Annotated in this window: 17 protein-coding genes; 14 read left to right on the plus strand and 3 right to left on the minus strand. The window is 61.0% G+C overall.

All coding sequences use genetic code 11. From position 1 onward, the window contains the following. Positions 1–446: 446 nt before the first annotated feature. Positions 447–710 carry a hypothetical protein gene (locus AB4Y43_RS13250; protein ID WP_368617590.1) on the minus strand — a complete coding sequence of 88 codons (264 nt, stop codon included), beginning with the start codon at positions 708–710 and terminating at the stop codon, positions 447–449. On the opposite strand from AB4Y43_RS13250, the gene AB4Y43_RS13255 reads away from it, so the two are divergent. The 5 genes from AB4Y43_RS13255 (at position 655) to AB4Y43_RS13275 (ending at position 4,614) form a co-directional block, all read left to right on the plus strand. After that, entirely contained in the window at positions 655–2,388 is a 1,734-nt protein-coding gene (locus tag AB4Y43_RS13255) for a peptidase S10 (protein ID WP_256094513.1), read from the plus strand. The two genes, AB4Y43_RS13250 and AB4Y43_RS13255, sit on opposite strands and share 56 nt — an antisense overlap. Before the next feature lie 123 nt (positions 2,389–2,511). Then, entirely contained in the window at positions 2,512–2,871 is a 360-nt protein-coding gene (locus AB4Y43_RS13260; RefSeq protein WP_176732835.1) for a 2-oxoglutarate dehydrogenase, read from the plus strand. 169 nt (positions 2,872–3,040) lie between these two features. After that, positions 3,041–3,328: a hypothetical protein gene (locus AB4Y43_RS13265; RefSeq protein ID WP_368617445.1), complete on the plus strand. Its 288-nt coding sequence runs from the start codon at positions 3,041–3,043 to the stop codon at positions 3,326–3,328. 222 nt (positions 3,329–3,550) lie between these two features. Further along, positions 3,551–4,123 carry a hypothetical protein gene (locus AB4Y43_RS13270; RefSeq protein WP_368617446.1) on the plus strand — a complete coding sequence of 191 codons (573 nt, stop codon included), beginning with the start codon at positions 3,551–3,553 and terminating at the stop codon, positions 4,121–4,123. A 257-nt stretch (positions 4,124–4,380) separates the two neighbouring features. Then, positions 4,381–4,614 carry a hypothetical protein gene (locus AB4Y43_RS13275; RefSeq protein WP_368617447.1) on the plus strand — a complete coding sequence of 78 codons (234 nt, stop codon included), beginning with the start codon at positions 4,381–4,383 and terminating at the stop codon, positions 4,612–4,614. Positions 4,615–4,906: 292 nt separating this feature from the next. On the opposite strand, the gene AB4Y43_RS13280 is transcribed toward AB4Y43_RS13275, so the two are convergent. Continuing rightward, a complete protein-coding gene (locus AB4Y43_RS13280; RefSeq protein WP_342948231.1) occupies positions 4,907–5,341 on the minus strand; it encodes a helix-turn-helix domain-containing protein in 435 nt (144 codons plus the stop codon). A gap of 109 nt (positions 5,342–5,450) precedes the next feature. On the opposite strand from AB4Y43_RS13280, the gene AB4Y43_RS13285 reads away from it, so the two are divergent. From AB4Y43_RS13285 to AB4Y43_RS13320, 8 genes are all read left to right on the plus strand, one after another. Then, complete coding sequence (locus tag AB4Y43_RS13285) at positions 5,451–6,068, plus strand: FMN-dependent NADH-azoreductase (protein WP_368617448.1); 618 nt, start codon at positions 5,451–5,453, stop codon at positions 6,066–6,068. Between the two features lie 4 nt (positions 6,069–6,072). Then, positions 6,073–6,726 (plus strand): NAD(P)-dependent oxidoreductase, encoded by a 654-nt coding sequence (locus tag AB4Y43_RS13290; protein WP_368617449.1) that lies wholly within the window; start codon positions 6,073–6,075, stop codon positions 6,724–6,726. A gap of 29 nt (positions 6,727–6,755) precedes the next feature. Continuing rightward, on the plus strand, positions 6,756–7,667 hold the full coding sequence (locus AB4Y43_RS13295; RefSeq protein ID WP_368617450.1) for an oxidoreductase: 912 nt from the start codon (positions 6,756–6,758) through the stop codon (positions 7,665–7,667). Positions 7,668–7,696: 29 nt separating this feature from the next. Further along, a complete protein-coding gene (locus AB4Y43_RS13300) occupies positions 7,697–8,332 on the plus strand; it encodes a DsbA family oxidoreductase (RefSeq protein WP_368617451.1) in 636 nt (211 codons plus the stop codon). 580 nt (positions 8,333–8,912) lie between these two features. Further along, the gene (locus AB4Y43_RS13305; RefSeq protein WP_368727976.1) at positions 8,913–9,980 is read left to right on the plus strand and encodes a LacI family DNA-binding transcriptional regulator; all 1,068 of its coding nucleotides are present in this window, start codon (positions 8,913–8,915) and stop codon (positions 9,978–9,980) included. Positions 9,981–10,052: 72 nt separating this feature from the next. Further along, positions 10,053–11,027 carry a substrate-binding domain-containing protein gene (locus AB4Y43_RS13310; RefSeq protein WP_069262217.1) on the plus strand — a complete coding sequence of 325 codons (975 nt, stop codon included), beginning with the start codon at positions 10,053–10,055 and terminating at the stop codon, positions 11,025–11,027. Next, positions 11,028–12,548: a sugar ABC transporter ATP-binding protein gene (locus tag AB4Y43_RS13315; protein ID WP_368603232.1), complete on the plus strand. Its 1,521-nt coding sequence runs from the start codon at positions 11,028–11,030 to the stop codon at positions 12,546–12,548. A gap of 24 nt (positions 12,549–12,572) precedes the next feature. Further along, positions 12,573–13,847 (plus strand): ABC transporter permease, encoded by a 1,275-nt coding sequence (locus AB4Y43_RS13320; RefSeq protein WP_368727977.1) that lies wholly within the window; start codon positions 12,573–12,575, stop codon positions 13,845–13,847. A 61-nt stretch (positions 13,848–13,908) separates the two neighbouring features. Here AB4Y43_RS13320 and AB4Y43_RS13325 read toward each other — a convergent pair whose 3' ends face one another. Continuing rightward, the gene (locus AB4Y43_RS13325; protein WP_256094495.1) at positions 13,909–14,250 is read right to left on the minus strand and encodes a BON domain-containing protein; all 342 of its coding nucleotides are present in this window, start codon (positions 14,248–14,250) and stop codon (positions 13,909–13,911) included. An 812-nt stretch (positions 14,251–15,062) separates the two neighbouring features. Here AB4Y43_RS13325 and AB4Y43_RS13330 point away from each other — a divergent pair. Then, positions 15,063–16,217, plus strand: coding sequence for a porin (locus AB4Y43_RS13330; RefSeq protein WP_368727978.1), 1,155 nt, complete (start codon positions 15,063–15,065; stop codon positions 16,215–16,217). Positions 16,218–16,265 lie beyond the last annotated feature (48 nt).

Genomic DNA, 16,265 nt, shown 5'->3' on the forward strand with positions numbered 1-16,265 from the left:
GAATAGCTAAATGAGCGGACGGCTTCTTGACCGTCACGCACTTCACCTGGAAGTATGGCCCCAATTGAATGGGTGACAGGCGCGCAAGCGATGGATTGCATTCATTCATACAATCCGTGGGCATTGTCGAGCATCCATTTCGCTCTTCGTTCGCGCTCGCGTGGCACCGAGATCTCGCATCGCCGACCCGCATGCACGCGGCCGTTTCGTGCTCGACGCAATTGCTGCGTGCGCAACGAATCAGCGCGCATAGGTTCAAGAACTATCCCTTGACAAAGTACTGCGGCGCCTCCTATTTTTCCTCTGCTATCTTTCATTACCAAATATTTCCAGCGAAATTCCGTCGGCGAAACTCAGTGGTTTCTCCCGATGCTTTATGGATTATTTAGGCATCCATAGTAAATAGATGTCGCTTAAATTGAATCGACTTTGTCAGGAATGGAAAGTTAAATGTCAGCCGCCTCGCGCAGGTAATTGCGTTTGAATTTCGGTGCCTTTTTCAAGGCGTTATTACCGGCGACCGCGGCCCCCGCGTAGTGTGAAGTCATCATTCGAAGGGGTATAACAATGCATCCGGACAGTAAACCCAGTGTGGAGTTCAGCCGCAGTTGGCGCGAGCTGCGCCATGCAGGCGCAATCGCTATCGGCGTGTTGATGCTAGCGGCTTGCGGCGGTGGAGATAGCCCGACTTCGTCGGCCGCGAGCGCCATGAACCAGTTTTCGGCAAGCGCTAAAGCCGCCGTACAGAATTCAAATTCGCCAAATGCCAACCAGCCTTATACCGACCCGATCGCCTATTCGCCGAACGCTACCGATGGCCTTGCCGCGTCGCAGGTCGCCGAAAAGGCCGCGATCATGCATTACCAGTGGACTTCGGGAAAAACGACCATCAACTACACGACGACAACGGGCCATTTGACGGCTTCGGACGCAAACGGCAATCCGGAGGCGACGATGTCGTATGTCGCCTATACCGCGCCGAGCACGAACGGTTCGCCGCGGCCCGTGACGTTCATCTATAACGGCGGGCCGGGTTCTTCGTCGATCTGGCTGCGTCTCGGCTCGTTTGCGCCAACGCGTGTCGCGACGCCCGATCCGCTGCTCACCAACTGGCCGAACTTTCCGCTCGTCAACAATGCGGAGAGCCTGATCGATACGACGGACATGGTGTTCATCGACCCACCGGGCACGGGGCTCTCGGAGGCCATTCTGCCGAACACGAACCAGAAGTTCTGGGGCTGCGATACGGACGTGGACGTGATGCGCGATTTCATCAAGCGCTATCTGGCCGTGAATAATCGTAGCAGTTCGCCGATCTATCTCTACGGCGAATCGTATGGCACGCCGCGCACCGACATGCTTGCGCTTGCGCTCGAAGCGGCGGGCGTGCAGTTGACTGGCATCGTGCTTCAGTCGTCCATCCTGAACTACTTTGCCGATGCGATCGAGGCGACGGCCATCACGAATTCGACGGCTGGCCTGGTGCTCGATACCGACACACTCGCGGGCTATTACCCCGGCTATGCCGAGGTGGCCGCCTACTTCAACCTGGTTTCGCCGCCATTGATCGATCAAGGCCTCTTCGCGTTGCAGTCGGAGATCTTTGCGACGGGCCAGTACCAGCATTTCCGCAAATACGCGCAATCGTGGGTGCTGAGTCAACTCGGCATTCCCGACGCGCTCGGCAAGCCGGTCTTTCCGCCCGAGAAAACGCTGGATTCGTGGCGTTGGCCCTCGAGCCTCACCTTGCAGGCGCTCAATGGCTATTTCAACGTGAATCCGTTCAGTAACGAACTGATCCCGGGCACGACGATCGGTCGTTACGACGGACGCGTATCGCTGCCGAATTCGGATCCGCGCTTGCAGAGCGACGGCGACCCGTCGGACATCCTCATCTCGCAGCCGTTCACGACAGCACTCGCTACGCAAATGCCGGACTATCTCGGCTATACGGCGCCGAATGCGACGTACATGCCTCTGAACGACAACATCATCGGAGTCTGGGACTTCTCGCACGACGGTCAGCCGTTGCCCGATACGCTGCCCGACCTGCTCGGCGCGATCCAGCTCAATCCGCAATTGAAGGTGCTTGCGGAGAACGGCTATCACGATCTTGCTACGCCGTTCTTCAATACGGAGAAGCAGCTTGCGCGTCTGCAAACGGTGGCCGGTTTGAGCCCGAACCTGCAGGTCAACTTCTTCCAGGGTGGACACATGATCTATCTGGACGACGTGGCGCGCCCGAAGATGAAGGCCGATCTCGTGAGCTACTATGGTGGTCAACCCATACCATTGGCGCTTTCGCTCTGGACGCTTCCGCAGCCGTGGCCCGACGAGAGTCCCGCGGGTACGCCGACTTCCACGGCAGTCGCCGCAGCGGGCCAATAACCTGACAGGCCGGGGCCTTTCCTCGAGCGTCGATCATCGATAGCCGATTGAGGCCCGCTCCTCACACATTGAAGGCGAGCGATCATGTCTACATTCAAAAAGCTGTGGTGCATTGCGCCGTTCATGCTTGGCGCGGTTGCTGTGGTCACAACAGGCATTGCCCAGGCGGCAACGCAAGCGGTGGCGCCCGTTCAACTGCCGAAGGGTGGCCACGGTGTGGATGGCCCATTTTTCCCGACGAGCCGGCCAGCGCCGCTCACACCTTCCACCGGTACGCAATTGCAGCAGCAGGCGCAACAGCGGGTTGAGGCTCGCCTGGGTGCGAATACTGCATTGAACAACGGCGCTTCGATCACGAAAGCGCAGGCGCAAAGTAGCGGGCTGGGGTATATCTCGCAGCATTTCGATCAGATCGACACGGCGCATACAGGCAGGGTGTCGATGAGCGACGTGCGGCAATATCTGCAGAAACAGGGCCAATGAGGCCGCAAGTCTGTCGCACTGCATTGATCGGCGTCGTGAGCGTGCTGGCGGCCCGGGCGCCCCGGCCAGTTTCGCGCTCGACGCCGCTGCCATCGCGCTGCCTCAGGATGCGCCGCACTACAGGGTGGGAGACAACTTGCGAGCCGGCGCGCGCTATGAAGCGGACTGCATGGCCACCGCCCCTTCGGGCATGAGGGTGCAGCGCCGGGCTCAATGCGAATTGGACGGCGTGGAGACGGTCAAGACGAAGGCGGGCGTTTTCTCCGCGATCAAGATCACGATGAGCGGCGTCTGGCAGCCGCAGTACGGCCCGGGCGGCGGCCCGATGGAGGAGACGCTCTGGTATGCCCCGAGCGTCAAGCGGGTAGTGCGCGAAGAATTTCAGGGCCGTCTGGCCGGAAGAGGCGCACCCGCAACGAACGCAATCGAACTGGTGCACTACGCAGTGAAGCCGTAATGCAGTGAGGCCGTAACGCCGTTCCCATCGAGTTTGTCTGCACACGAAATCTCCTGCTGCCTCGCTCTCTCCATCAAATGATGGAGGCGCAAGCGTGCGCGGTTCCATAGGCTTAGGAAGCGGAGCGCACACCGGCACCAGCCGGCGCCTCGCTCGACGCCTGCTTTTGGCCCGCTGCGCGTTATGAAGCCAGACGCCTGCTATGGTGACAAGGAGATGACCATGAAGATCAAGCATTCAAGCATTTTGTCGGCAACAGCCTTTGCACTGCTCTCGCTCAGTGGCGTCGCGCAGGCCGACGGGCGCCTTTGCTCCAACGCAACGCTAAGGGGAGCTTATGGATTTCACGGACATGGTGAGATCCTTGGCTTGCTGGATAGCAACAACAAGCTGCACCCGTTTGCCTCACCTTCGACACTCGATGACGTCGCCATCGTGACGTTCGACGGCTCGGGTAAATTCACCCGCACCGACTTCGGCATGATCAATGGCTTGCCGAAAGGCGGGCAGACCGCCTTCAACCCGTACCAGAGCGGCACCTACGCGGTGAACTCCGATTGCACGGGGATCATGAAACAGGTCTATGGCAGCGGCGGACCGGTGCTGGCCGGCGTCGAGACCGACCTGCAGATCGTGGTTTCCGACGACGGGACACTCATCGAATCCGTTGTCTACAGGGCGTATTCGCCCGCGTCCGGTCCCACCGCCGACGGCACGACGTGTCCGCCGAACTGCGAACAAGGTGTGCAGGAACAATTCGAAGGAAAGAAGGTTCTCGTTTACGGCTTCCGTTAACCACGCCTCTCATTTTCGGGACGGCCGCGTTGCACGTATTCGTTTCGCGCAACGTGGTCTTTCCATTGCCGCAATGCTTCGTTCCTTTCCCCTTTGTATGGCGATATTCAGACGTGGAATTTCGCGCCGAATAAGCGCGAAAGCCACGGCATCGAATTAATTCGGCATATCCGGCGCATGCACAGCTTTGCGCGGCAGCGGCGGGGCCGATGGTACGCTTGGGCTTCTCGAGATCACGTGGCTGGAGATTGCCTATCATGAAGCGCTTGTGCTGCGCAGCGTTCCTTGCCTTACTCGTTGCCGGTTGTGCTTCGCCGTCGCCGCCCGCCGCCGACACCACCACCTACATGCTGCACATCCCTGATGGCGCGAAGCCCGGTTCACCCACATCGAAGCCGCCGAGGCTCACCGTGGGCGTTAGCGATCCCGACACGCAACTGATTCTCCCGTGGTTCCTCAATGACATCATCAACTTCGTGAACTATCGCTAGCCTCATTCCAAAACACGTAGTGTCGTTCGGTCGTCGGGCGCCGGTCGGCCATGAAGCGTCATTGGTTTGCGTCGACGGCGAGACGTTGAGGTGTCCCGTTTGGCTCAGGGAACGGACACCCAGGTCAGGCTATGCGACTTTTCCGATCGCCCGTGGCCGACTGTTGTTTGGATAGATCGGAAAATGCAGCGCCTTCTCACCCCACGAAAGATCCGCGTTGGGACCGGTCCCGCCGCGAGCCGTCAGTTGGATTTCGTCGCTGTGTTTGCACAAGCCTACAGCCTCGGCTCGTTTATCGACGCTGGTAGACAACGCCCTGAACCAAGACCTGATCTGGCTCCGGCTCCTCGTCAAAACGTTTATGCGCCTCGGCAATGGCGACTTGATTCTCGCTCGCCCAGTTGACCAACGCCATGACCGGCTTCAACAGCGTTCTTCCCATGTCAGTGAGTTCGTAATCGACGCGCGGCGGAATCGTTGGATACATCGTTCGCGTTACCAGTCCGTCGCGTTCCAGCCCGCGCAAGGTCAGCGTAAGCATCCGCTGGGAAATGCCGTCGATGCCGCGTTTCAATTCGTTGAAGCGCCGCGGGCCATTAGCCAGCATGGCGACAATGTAGAGGCTCCACTTGTCGCCGATGCGATCCAGGATTTCACGGGTTGCCAGGCAGCCGCCCGCGTCAGGTGCAGGCATATCGGCAGGTAGCTCGGTGTGACTAAGTGACATGCGTGTGCCTTCTTGTGGGGAAACGGCGGGAACCATACCATCCTTTGTATGAATTGGTAAGTCAGAATCAATATCGAACTTGGTTCTCATTTTATACCTAGGAGCCGTCATGAGCCATACCCTACTTGTCACTTCCAGTCCGCGCGGGGCTGACAGCCTTTCCACCCGCTTCGCCGCCGAAATTGCTGAAGGCGTCCAGGCCCGCTCGGGCGGCCCGCTGACCGTGCGCGACCTCGCCGCGAATCCACCGCCGCACATCGCACCGGCCTACATCCAAGGCCGGAGCACGTCGCCCGAAGATCGCACACCGGAACAGGTCGAGGCGGTGAAGGTCGCGCAAGAGTTGGTCGATGAGTTAAAGGTCGCCGATGTGATCGTGCTCGGTTCGGGCATGATCAACTTCGGTCTGCCCTCGCAGCTCAAGGCGTGGTTCGATCACGTCACCTGGCCGGGCGTCACCTTCGGCTACCGCGATGCTGGGCCGAAGGGGCTGCTGACCGGCAAAAAGGTCTATCTAGTTACCGCTACCGGCGGCGTGTTCTCGGAAGGTGCCTGGGCACCGTTCGACTTTCAGACCAACTATCTACTGCACCTGTTCGGTTTCATCGGTCTGACCGACGTTGAAGTGGTGCGTGTCGAAGGCACGGTTTTGGGCCCCGATGCGGCGAAGGCCGCAATCGCCAACACCGATACGGCCATCAAAGCCTTGCTGGCGAAAGCTGCGTGACCTCATGGCCGGAAAAAAAACCATCGCGCTGTTCGGTGCGACTGGGCCGACCGGAAGGCACATCATCGAGGAAGCCTTGAAGCAGGGCTACAACCTGTCGGTCTATACGCGCGACGCAAAGAAACTCGCGTCGTTCGCGGGAAGGGTAGAAATCGTTGTCGGCGACCTGCAAGACCAGAGTGCCATTGCGAGGAGCGTTCAAGGTGCCGATGCAGTCATCAGTGCCCTTGGTCCCAACAGTCTCAAGGTGCAAGGCGATAAGCCGATCATGCACGGCTTGACCAACATCATCGCCGCGATGAAGCACGCAGGCGTGCGCCGTCTTATCCAGATTTCTACGGCTGCCTATCGCGATCCCAAGGATGGCTTTGCATTCAAACCCCATGCGTTCGCGCTGTTGTTCAAGGTTATCGCGCGCAAAGGGTATGAGGACATCAAGGCGACTGGCGAATTGGTCGCCAATTCGGACCTGGACTGGACACTGGTACGCATTCCGAACCTCAAGGATGGTCCCGCGGATGGCAGCGTGGATGTAGGTTGGTATGGAAAAACCAAACTCAGCATGAAGCTCTCCAGAGGCAATCTTGCGAAGTTCCTGGTTGACCAGGTGACCGACAGGAAGTTCGTGCGTGCCGCGCCAGGCATCGCTAACCATTAACGCAATAACGTCTCGACAAGGTTCACTCCATGAGCGGATTCACCCATGCTGATGTACCCGATCAATCGGGAAAGACTTTTATCGTCACCGGCGCCAACACCGGCATAGGCTTTGAAATAGCGAGTACGTTGGCGGCACGGCGAGCCAGGGTGCTTCTCGCGTGCCGTGACGAGTCGAAAGCGGAAGCGGCTATCAGCCGGATTCGTCTGAAGACCCCTGGAGCGAATCTCGCATTCCTGCCGCTTGACCTCGCAGATCTGACGAGCGTGCGGAACGCAGCAAAACTGGCCGAAAAGGAACCGCGCATCGACGCGCTCATCAATAATGCGGGCGTGCAAGGGCCGAAGCTAAAGCATACGGTGCAAGGCTTCGAGCTGACATTCGGCGTCAATCATCTTGGTTGCTTTGCGTTCACTGCGCTCATGCTGCCCAAGCTCACGGAAACATCCGGGACGCGCATCGTTGTCACGAGCAGCGGCCTGCACAAGGACGCGAAGATCGAGTGGGACGATCTTGATGCGGAGAAGAGTTACAAGTGGATGCCTCGCTATGCAGCCAGCAAGCTTGCGAATCTGCTTTTTATCTTTGAGTTGGATCGGCGACTGCGAGCGGCGGGTATACCTGTTACGGCAGTGGCCTGCCATCCGGGCCTTGCTGGAACCAACCTTGCGCGCGATAGCTGGTGGGGCAACATCGCAATGTCATTGATCGGCCTGTTCTTCAATACGCCGGCTCAGGGCGCGTGGGGTGCATTGCAGGCGGCGACCGGACAAATAAAGTCCGGCGGCTATTACGGGCCGACGAGAACTTCTGAATTGCGAGGCCCCTCTGGTGAATGCACTCCGTCTCAGGACGCGCGGAATCCAGAACTCGCAAGACGACTGTGGGACGTATCGGTTCAACTGAGCGGAATCGATGCCGAACTACCTTCAAATTCATAGCGCGAAGACCAGATCACGAGAGGATGGTTATGCAAATAGATCTCTATACTGAAATCACATGTCCGTGGTGCATCGTCGGACATCACCGTCTCGACAAAGTGCTGGCGGAGCGTTTTCCCGACCTGGCCGTTGACATTCGGCAGCATCCCGTCCTGCTGCTGCCCGATGCGCCGGCAGGTGGCCTCTATGTTCCCGACTTGCTGCGTTCGCGCTACGGCATAACCGATCCGAAGGTCGCCTTTGCTCGCCCCGAGGGAGAAGCTCGCGCTTCGGGCTTCGACCTGGATCTTGGCCGCCAACTCTGGACCTATCCGACTCAAGCTGCTCATGCGCTGATTCTGGCGGCCGCTGGGCGTAGCACGCAGCACAGGCTCGCAGTTGCAATCACCCATGCTTATTTCATCGCAGCGAAGAACATCGCCGATGCGGACGTGCTGGCCGACATCGCAGCCGACTACGGTTTCGACCGCGATCAGGCGCGTGCCATTGCACTTGATCCCAAACAGCACCGCCGCGTCGAGCAGGAAGCGGCCAAGTCGGCCGATGCCGGTGTCCGTTCGGTTCCTCACTTTGTCTTTGGGGGAAGCATTGCAATCAATGGGGGGCGCAGCGAAGACGAGATTGCTGCGGCAATACAAGTAGCTTCCGGCGCAATCTCTCTCTGACGCGGCTTCCTCAAATCCAATGACTCGGAACTCGGCGTACGCCAAGTCGATAAGGTCTGCGGCGCTGTTGACTGTGTTGGCCGATGCCCGACCAACAAGACCGGCCGTCGGATGACCGCAGTACTTCAAGAAGCGACGAAAGGACCGCGATCTTACGACCGACCGCAATGAACTCGGTCCGTTTTGATCGAATTGCGGCTTCCGATGAGGAGCCTTGCCGCGCGCATACGCGTTGAGACGGGAGAAGGGCGCGGGGTGGGCAGCTTTGAGCCCGCCGGTCTTTCGCTTTCACACTGGATGCGTTACAAGACCGCGCTGCACCCGCACGGGCGTCGGGCGAAACCCCTGCCAGACAAGGCTTTGGCGCCGTCTCGCTACTTATTTATAGGCGACCTCTGAGCTTTCTCAACGACATCATCAACTTCGTGAATTACCGCTAGTCCTCGCGCGCTCTCCCCGGCGACCCGGAAAAACCCTCCCTTGAAGCCTGAAAATCCATTTCCTACTCTATGAAACGTTTCAGTTCGGACGGGTAACGGACGGATAACGCCGGCGCATCACCTCGGGCGGAAAGACCAGCATGGACGACCGCAAGAAAAGTGCCAGTACGCTCAAGGACGTCGCGAATGCGGCGGGAGTCTCGCTGGGCACGGCGTCGAAGGTGCTCGCGGGTGCCGCAAACGTGAGCGAAGCGCGCCAGCGCCAGGTCTGGGAGGCGGCTCGCAAGCTCGGCTACCGGCGCAATAGTCTGGCCGCCGAACTGCGCAGTTGCCGCTCCACGTCGATTGGTTTTGTCGTGCCCGACCTGACCAATTCGTTCTTCATCGAACTCGTCTGCGCGCTCGAAGACCACGCGCTCGAATCCGGTTACCGGCTCATCCTCGCGCACGCCCAGGAGGACCCGGAGCGCGAAGCGGAGCGCATCCGCTTCGTCCTCTCGCGCCAGGTCGCGGGCATGATCATCATTCCGTGCCACGGCTACGAGCACGCAATCAGCGAACTGCGGGAATGCGACGTGCCGCTCGTGATGGCCGATCGCGTGGACAACAGTTTTCCCGCCAACACGGTCACGACCGACAGTCATCGTGCGGCGATGGACGGTACCGCGCATCTGATCGCGCTCGGTCACCGCCGCATCACGTTCATCGTCAATGCGCTCGATCTCGTGAACAGCCGCGAGCGGGCCCAGGGCTACCAGGACGCAATGCAGCGCGCCGGGTTGGCGCAGCACGCCAACGTCGTGGTGTGCGGCATGAGCGATACCGAAAGCCACGCGACGACGCTCGGCGTGCTCGCCGCGCGCGAACGCCCCACTGCGCTCTTCACAGGCGCGAACGTCGCGACGCTCGGCGCGCTGCGGGCGATCCGCGATGCGGGCCTGCAACTGCCGGACGACATCTCGCTGCTTTCCTTCGACGACGCGCCGTGGATGTCGGTACTGCGCCCCGGCATCAGTTCGATTCGTCAGCCCGCCGAAGCGATTGCCCGCGCCATCTGGCATCTCCTGCACAAGCAGTTGCTGGGCGAGAGCCCGGAGATCGTGCACTTGCGCATGCGTGCCGACTTGCGCGTGCGCGACAGCACGGGCCCGGTGCGGTATGACGAATGGGGCGAAGCGGCGCGCGCCTCCGCCGCGCCGCCGCTATAACGTTTTATTTTTCGCAGCACCCGAGGCCGGCCGCACGCGCCGCCCGGTTCAGACAACAAAGGAGACAGGGCAATGGACAGTCAACGACGCATTCTGGTTGCGGGTCTGGTCGCCGTGCCGCTTGCCGGCGCAGCGGGTCTTCTCGGGACGCTCAGTGCGCCCGCGTTCGGGCAGCAGAAGAAATACCGCTTCGGCTTCTCGCAGGTGACCACGGTCGAGCCCTGGCGAGTGCAGTTCAACAAGGACATGAAAGCCGAAGCCGCGAAGCATCCCGAGGTCGATCTGATCATTGCCGACGCCGGCGACCGCACCGACAAGCAGAATGCGGACATGGAGAATTTCATTGCCCAGAAAATGGATGCGATCTTCATTTCGCCAAAGGAGTCGGCCGGGCTGACCGGCGTGGTGGAAAAGGCCTATAAGGCGGGCATTCCTGTGTTCGTGCTCGACCGCGAGGTGAACGGCGAATCCTATACGCAGTTCATCGGCGGCGACAACGTGCAGATCGGCCGCGAAGCCGGCGCATTCATCGTCAAGCTGATGGGCGGCCCGGGTCACGCGCAGGGCAATCTCGTCGAGGTCTGGGGCGGCTTCGGCGCGCAGCCGGCGCACGACCGCCACGACGGCGCGGCGAGCGTGATCGGCAAGGAGTCGGGCATCAAGCTCGTTGGCGAACGCGTGGACTGCGACTGGAAGCAGGACAAGGCGTACGAGTACATGAAGACGGTGTTGCGCGTGAATCCGAAAATCGATGTGGTGTACGGGCACAACGATCCGATGGCCTACGGCGCCTATCTCGCGGCCAAGGACGCGGGGCGCGACAAGAGCATCAAGTTCGTGGGCATCGACGGGTTGCCGCAGGAGGGCGCGACGTGGGTCTCGCAAGGCCTGCTTGCCGGCACGTTCATGTACCCCACGCCCGGCGCCGAAGGCATACGCCAGGCGCTCAAGCTCCTGCACGGCGAAAAGATCCCGAAGAAGGTGACGTTGCCGACCCAGGGTATCTTTGCGGACAACGCCAAGGCGTATATTGCTAGCCACTCCTGAATGAATGCCACCGCCACCGCGCCGCTCATCGAGGCGGCTGGCCTGTCGATTTCGTTCAACGGCAGCGCCGTGTTGTCGAGCGTCGACTTCGATGTCGTAGCGGGCGAGGTGCATGCGCTCGTCGGCGAGAACGGCGCGGGCAAGTCGAGCCTGATGAAGATGCTGGGCGGGCTCTATACGCCCGACAGCGGCACGATACGCGTGCGGGGCGTGCCCACGCGCCTCGCGAGCGTCAACGACGCGATCGATGCAGGGATCGCGGTCATTCATCAGGAGTTGAATCTCGTCGATACGCTTTCCGCCGTCGACAACATATTCCTTGGCAAGGAACCGCGCACGCGCTGGGGCTTTCCCGACCGGCGCGCCATGCGCGCGGCAGCGCGCAGCGTACTCGGCCAACTGGGCTTTCGCGCGAGTCCCGATACGCTGGTCGGCGCGCTGCGGGTGGGCGAAAAACAACTCGTGGAAATTGCCAAGTCGCTGGTGGCCGAAGCTCGGGTGCTGATCATGGACGAGCCGACCTCGGCGCTCTCCGACGCGGAGACCTCCGCACTCCTCACGCTCACGCGGCAACTGCGCGAACGCGGCATGGGCATCGTGCTGATCAGCCACCGGCTGGGCGAAGTCTTCGCCGTGGCCGACCGCGTGACCGTGCTGCGTGACGGCCGGCGCATCTCGACGCTGCCGGTCGCCCAGGTGGAGTCCTCGACGGCACTCGTCTCGATGATGATCGGCAAGGACTTCGCGCCGCCCGAGCGCGGCGCGGACGAGGCGCCACGCGCTCGCAGCACGAGTGTGGAAGTGCGCAATCTGTCGCTGTGGGGACCGGCGCGCGCGATGGTGCGCGACGTGTCGTTTGCGGTACGCGAGGGCGAAGTGTTCGGCCTCTCGGGTCTGCTCGGCGCGGGCAAGACCGAAGTGCTCGAAGCCATCTACGGGATTTCGGCCTACCAGCAGGAGGGCGCCATTGCCATTGCCGGGCGGAACCGGTCATTCAGGTCGCCGAACGAAGCCGCAGAATCGGGTCTTGCCTTCGTGACCGAAGACCGCAAGAAGGATGGCCTCGTGCTCGACCAGTCGCTCGAAGCGAATTTCGTGCTGCCGTCGTTGCCGCGCGTGCCCGGCTTTCCATTCTACCGGCGGCGCAGGCTGTGCGGCTGGGCCGCCGAACAGGCGCGGGCCTCGCGGGTCAAGCATCGCAGCCTCGCGCAAAGCGCCAGTAGCTTGTCGGGCGGCAATCAGCAGAAGCTCATTATCGGCAAATGGCTGATGACGAAGCCACGCATCCTGCTGCTCGACGAACCGACGCGCGGCGTCGACGTCGCCGCCAAAGCGGAGATCTATCGCCAGATACTCGACGCGGCGCGCTCGGGCGTGACGGTGCTGATCGCCAGTTCGGAAATCGACGAATTGACCTTGTTGTGCGACCGCATTCTCGTGCTGTGCGAAGGGCGCGCCAAACAGATCGTACCGCGCAGCGATTTTTCCGGCGACCTGCTGATCAATCTTGCTTCGCCTTGAATCGATACTGACTGGAGACTGACCATGCTGCATGTGCAGGACCATGTCGCCGAGCCGGACGCGCCCACGCGCAGGCGTCAAATCAGCACGCTCATGACGCACCTGAAGTACTATCTGGGGCTGATCCTGTTGCTCGTGGTGGGCGCGTTCACTTCGCCTCACTCGACCGATGGCAGCAACATCTTTCTTTCCAGCGCCAATATCTCCGACGTGTTTCGCGAGGTCGCCAACGTCGGGGTGATGTCGATCGGCATGACGCTCGTGATCATCACCGCGGGTATCGATCTTTCCGTCGGCGCGATCATGGGCCTCGGCAGCGTGCTGACCGCCATGCTGCTGACTACCGAGGGATGGAACCGGGCGACTTACGCCTCGCTCGTGCTCAATGCGATTGCCGTGTTCTCGATCGTGTTCATCGTGCTCGGAGCATGGCGCAGGCCGCTGCGTTCGCATCGCGCGCATATGGGCGCCACACGCGCGGTGCGCGGCGGCATTGCGCTGCTGTGCGCGGCGCTGGCGTGCCTGTATATCGCGTTGCACGCGGCGCACCGCATGCCGCTCGCCGGCGTGCTCTGGATCGTGCCGCTTGCGGGCTTCACGGTAGGCAGCATCAACGGCTGGATCATCACGCGGGGGCGCATGCAACCGTTCATCGTCACGCTCGCGGCGATGGTCGGCGTGCTCGGCGCCGCGCGGCTGATCGCCGGGCAGGACACCGCCGTCTATTCGATTTATAGCGGAACGAATGCGACCGCCGAAATCGAGAATCTGCGCGCGCTGCTGTTCAATCTGATTCCCGTGCCTGCGCTTTTCTTTCTCGTGATCGCGCTCGTCTTCAGCTTCGTGATGAACCGCACGGTGTTCGGCAAATATCTGTACGCGATAGGCGGCAACGAGAAATGCGCCGTGGTTTCAGGGCTCGACGTCAACCGCTACAAGCTGATGGCCTACGCCATTTCCGGCCTGCTCTCGGCGCTCGTTGGTGTGCTCTATGCGGCGCAGTACCGCCAGGGGAAGGCCGATGCCGGAACCGGCTGGGAACTCGATGCGATTGCGGCCGTTGTGATTGGCGGCACGAGCCTGGCCGGCGGAGTCGGACGGATATCGGGCACCGTGGCGGGCGTCCTCATATTCGGCTTCCTCGGCAACATCCTGTTGCTCAACGATATCGACAGCAACACCCAGCTAGTCCTCAAAGGCCTGATCATCGTGATTGCCGTGTTTCTGCAGCAGACCGACTATGGGCGCGGCGGCTGGATCAAACGGATCAGACACGGCATCGCGCAGCGCGATCGATAAAGAACGGCGCGCGGACGAGAAGCGCGCCGTCCGCGCGGCGATGCATTCGATCGCATTGACCTCAGCGTCCACGCGCAAGCCAACTGTCCACCGATTGCACGCCCTCGACCGAAGCCGCGCTGCGCTCGGCCAGCGCGACCTGTTCGTGCGCGTCGACCCATCCGAGCAGCGTGACGGTGCCCCCGCGAGCAAAGACAAAGATATGAGAAGTGTTGACGCCATTACGCGCAAAAGCGACCCGGACGTTGTGCGCGAGTTGCGGGTTGCTCGCGCCTGAGTCGGTTTGAGCCTGTGCGGCCGGCACCATGGCGCTGGAAATCAGCAATGCGAGCGTGGAAGTGATGATGGCTTTCACGATACCTCCTTGCAGTGTGGCAAAAATGCCGGTCACATCCGGCAGCAAGTCTTCCGGTCCTTCTTCAACGCAGGGCCGCGGAAGTCAGAGGGCAAACCAGCCCGCGCAGTGCGCGGTGCAATGGTCACCGCAAGGACGCGTCAGGGGTTCCGCCAGCCGGGCATGGAACGGAAGCGCCGTCGCCCGGCGAAAGTTGCGCTGGTGCGTGCTGGTGCATTGCGTTCGGACGGGACGTCGCGCGCGACGTGGCGGGGAACAGCGGGAGTCGAGGCGCGGGGAATTGCGTTGGCGCGATGGTCTAAAGCCGGAAAGCCCGCGGGATTGATTCAACGCCCGCGCTGAATGTGCTTACCGGAGAATCTCGACTCGTTGCCCGGCAGGGTATACCTTGATCATAGTCGCTATTGCCCAGGCCTGCTGGTGACAGCGCTATCAGCAGATTTGCAACGCTGCGGACGCAACAGGCAAGAAACTCTCGTGTCGCCGTTGCAACTTCACAACGTCAGAGCGTCGCTTTTGAAAGCGCTGTCAAGCGCGATTTGGCCGAAGTAGCACGGCTGTTCGGTACATTTCCCTCGCTGCGCATATTTTCCCTCACCACCGCAAACGGAGTTGCGAGCTTTATGACCATAACGGAATGGTCACAAAGCAGGGGCCTACTCCGGGGCCGCGCGGCGCGCAACTGTTATCGGTAACAGCGTTTTCCCTAGCCCGCCGGTTCGATACACGGGGCAGGGGCGTCCCTATAATCGCCTCGAAATGTGATTCGGAACATTTCAGTGAGGCAGCCTGGTAGGGAACGTGTAGAGCGCACGCGACCTGCGCGGTTTGGAGACGCCAAAATATATATAGGATAGCTAATGAAAAAGAAGCTTATTGCATTGTCGGTGATGGCAGCTGCGACGACGATGGCGCACGCGCAAAGCAGCGTCACACTGTATGGCCGTATCGACAACGGCGTGCAGTACGAAACCGGCCTGCCGGGCGGTAACAGGTTCTCGGCACAGAGCGGCGACTGGGGTTGCTCCTGGTTCGGCTTGCTGGGTTCGGAAGATCTCGGCGGCGGCACGAAGGCGGTGTTCCAGTTGGAAGGCCAGCTCAATACGATGACGGGCGCCTCGGCAGGCAACCTGTTCGGTCGTCACGCCACGGTGGGCTTCAGCAACGACCGTTTCGGTCTGTTCAAGATGGGTAATCTCGGCGCCGGCGAACTTTCGCAGGACAGCTGGGGTGCGGACCCGCAGTTGATGCAGCGTTACGCGATTTCGACGCTGGTGCGCGGCCGCAACTGGGCGAGCACGAGCAACGGCGCGGAATATGATTCGCCCACGCTGTTCGGCGGTCTCGTGTTCAAGGGCCAGTATTCGCTGACCAACAACACGAGCTGGAACTCGGCACCGGTCAACGCCAAGGGCGTCCCGACGGGCCAGGGCCGTACGAACGCGATCGAAGGCATCTATACCTGGGGCAGCGGCGATTTCCGTGTGATCTATGACGAAGTCCGCGGCGCGGACGGTTCGTTCAACAACGTGTATTCGGCTTCGCGCTCGATTCTCGCTGGCGGCACGTACGTGATCGGTCCGGTGAAGATCTACGCTGGCTACCAGCATTTGAGCGCACCGAGCGCCACCAACGCAAGCATGGGCGTGACCGACGCGTCGCAGCCGGCTGGCGTGCGCGCACCGACGACGGTGGACCACGAGTGGATCGGCGCTGGCTGGCAGGTGAACGACGCTTCGGCGATCACGGCTGCGGTGTTCCACGCGAACGCGAACAACGGCAACGGCAACGCCACGCTGTTCACGCTCGGTACGACGTACAACCTGTCGAAGCGTACGTTCCTGTACGCGGAAGCCGGCTACGTGCACAACAGCTCGACGTCGAACATCAACCTTGGCAACGGTTCGTACGGCAACAACAACTTCGACGCGACGACGGGCACGTCTTCGAACGACAACCCGAACTACGGCCACAGCCAGACCGGCGTGTTCGCGGGCATCATGCACATGTTCTGATTTGACTTCGTTTGACCTGTAGTTGTTGTGATCTCTTTGTGTTAGGTA

Source organism: Paraburkholderia sp. BR10872 (genome assembly GCF_040965835.1).
GTDB lineage: Bacteria > Pseudomonadota > Gammaproteobacteria > Burkholderiales > Burkholderiaceae > Paraburkholderia > Paraburkholderia nodosa_A.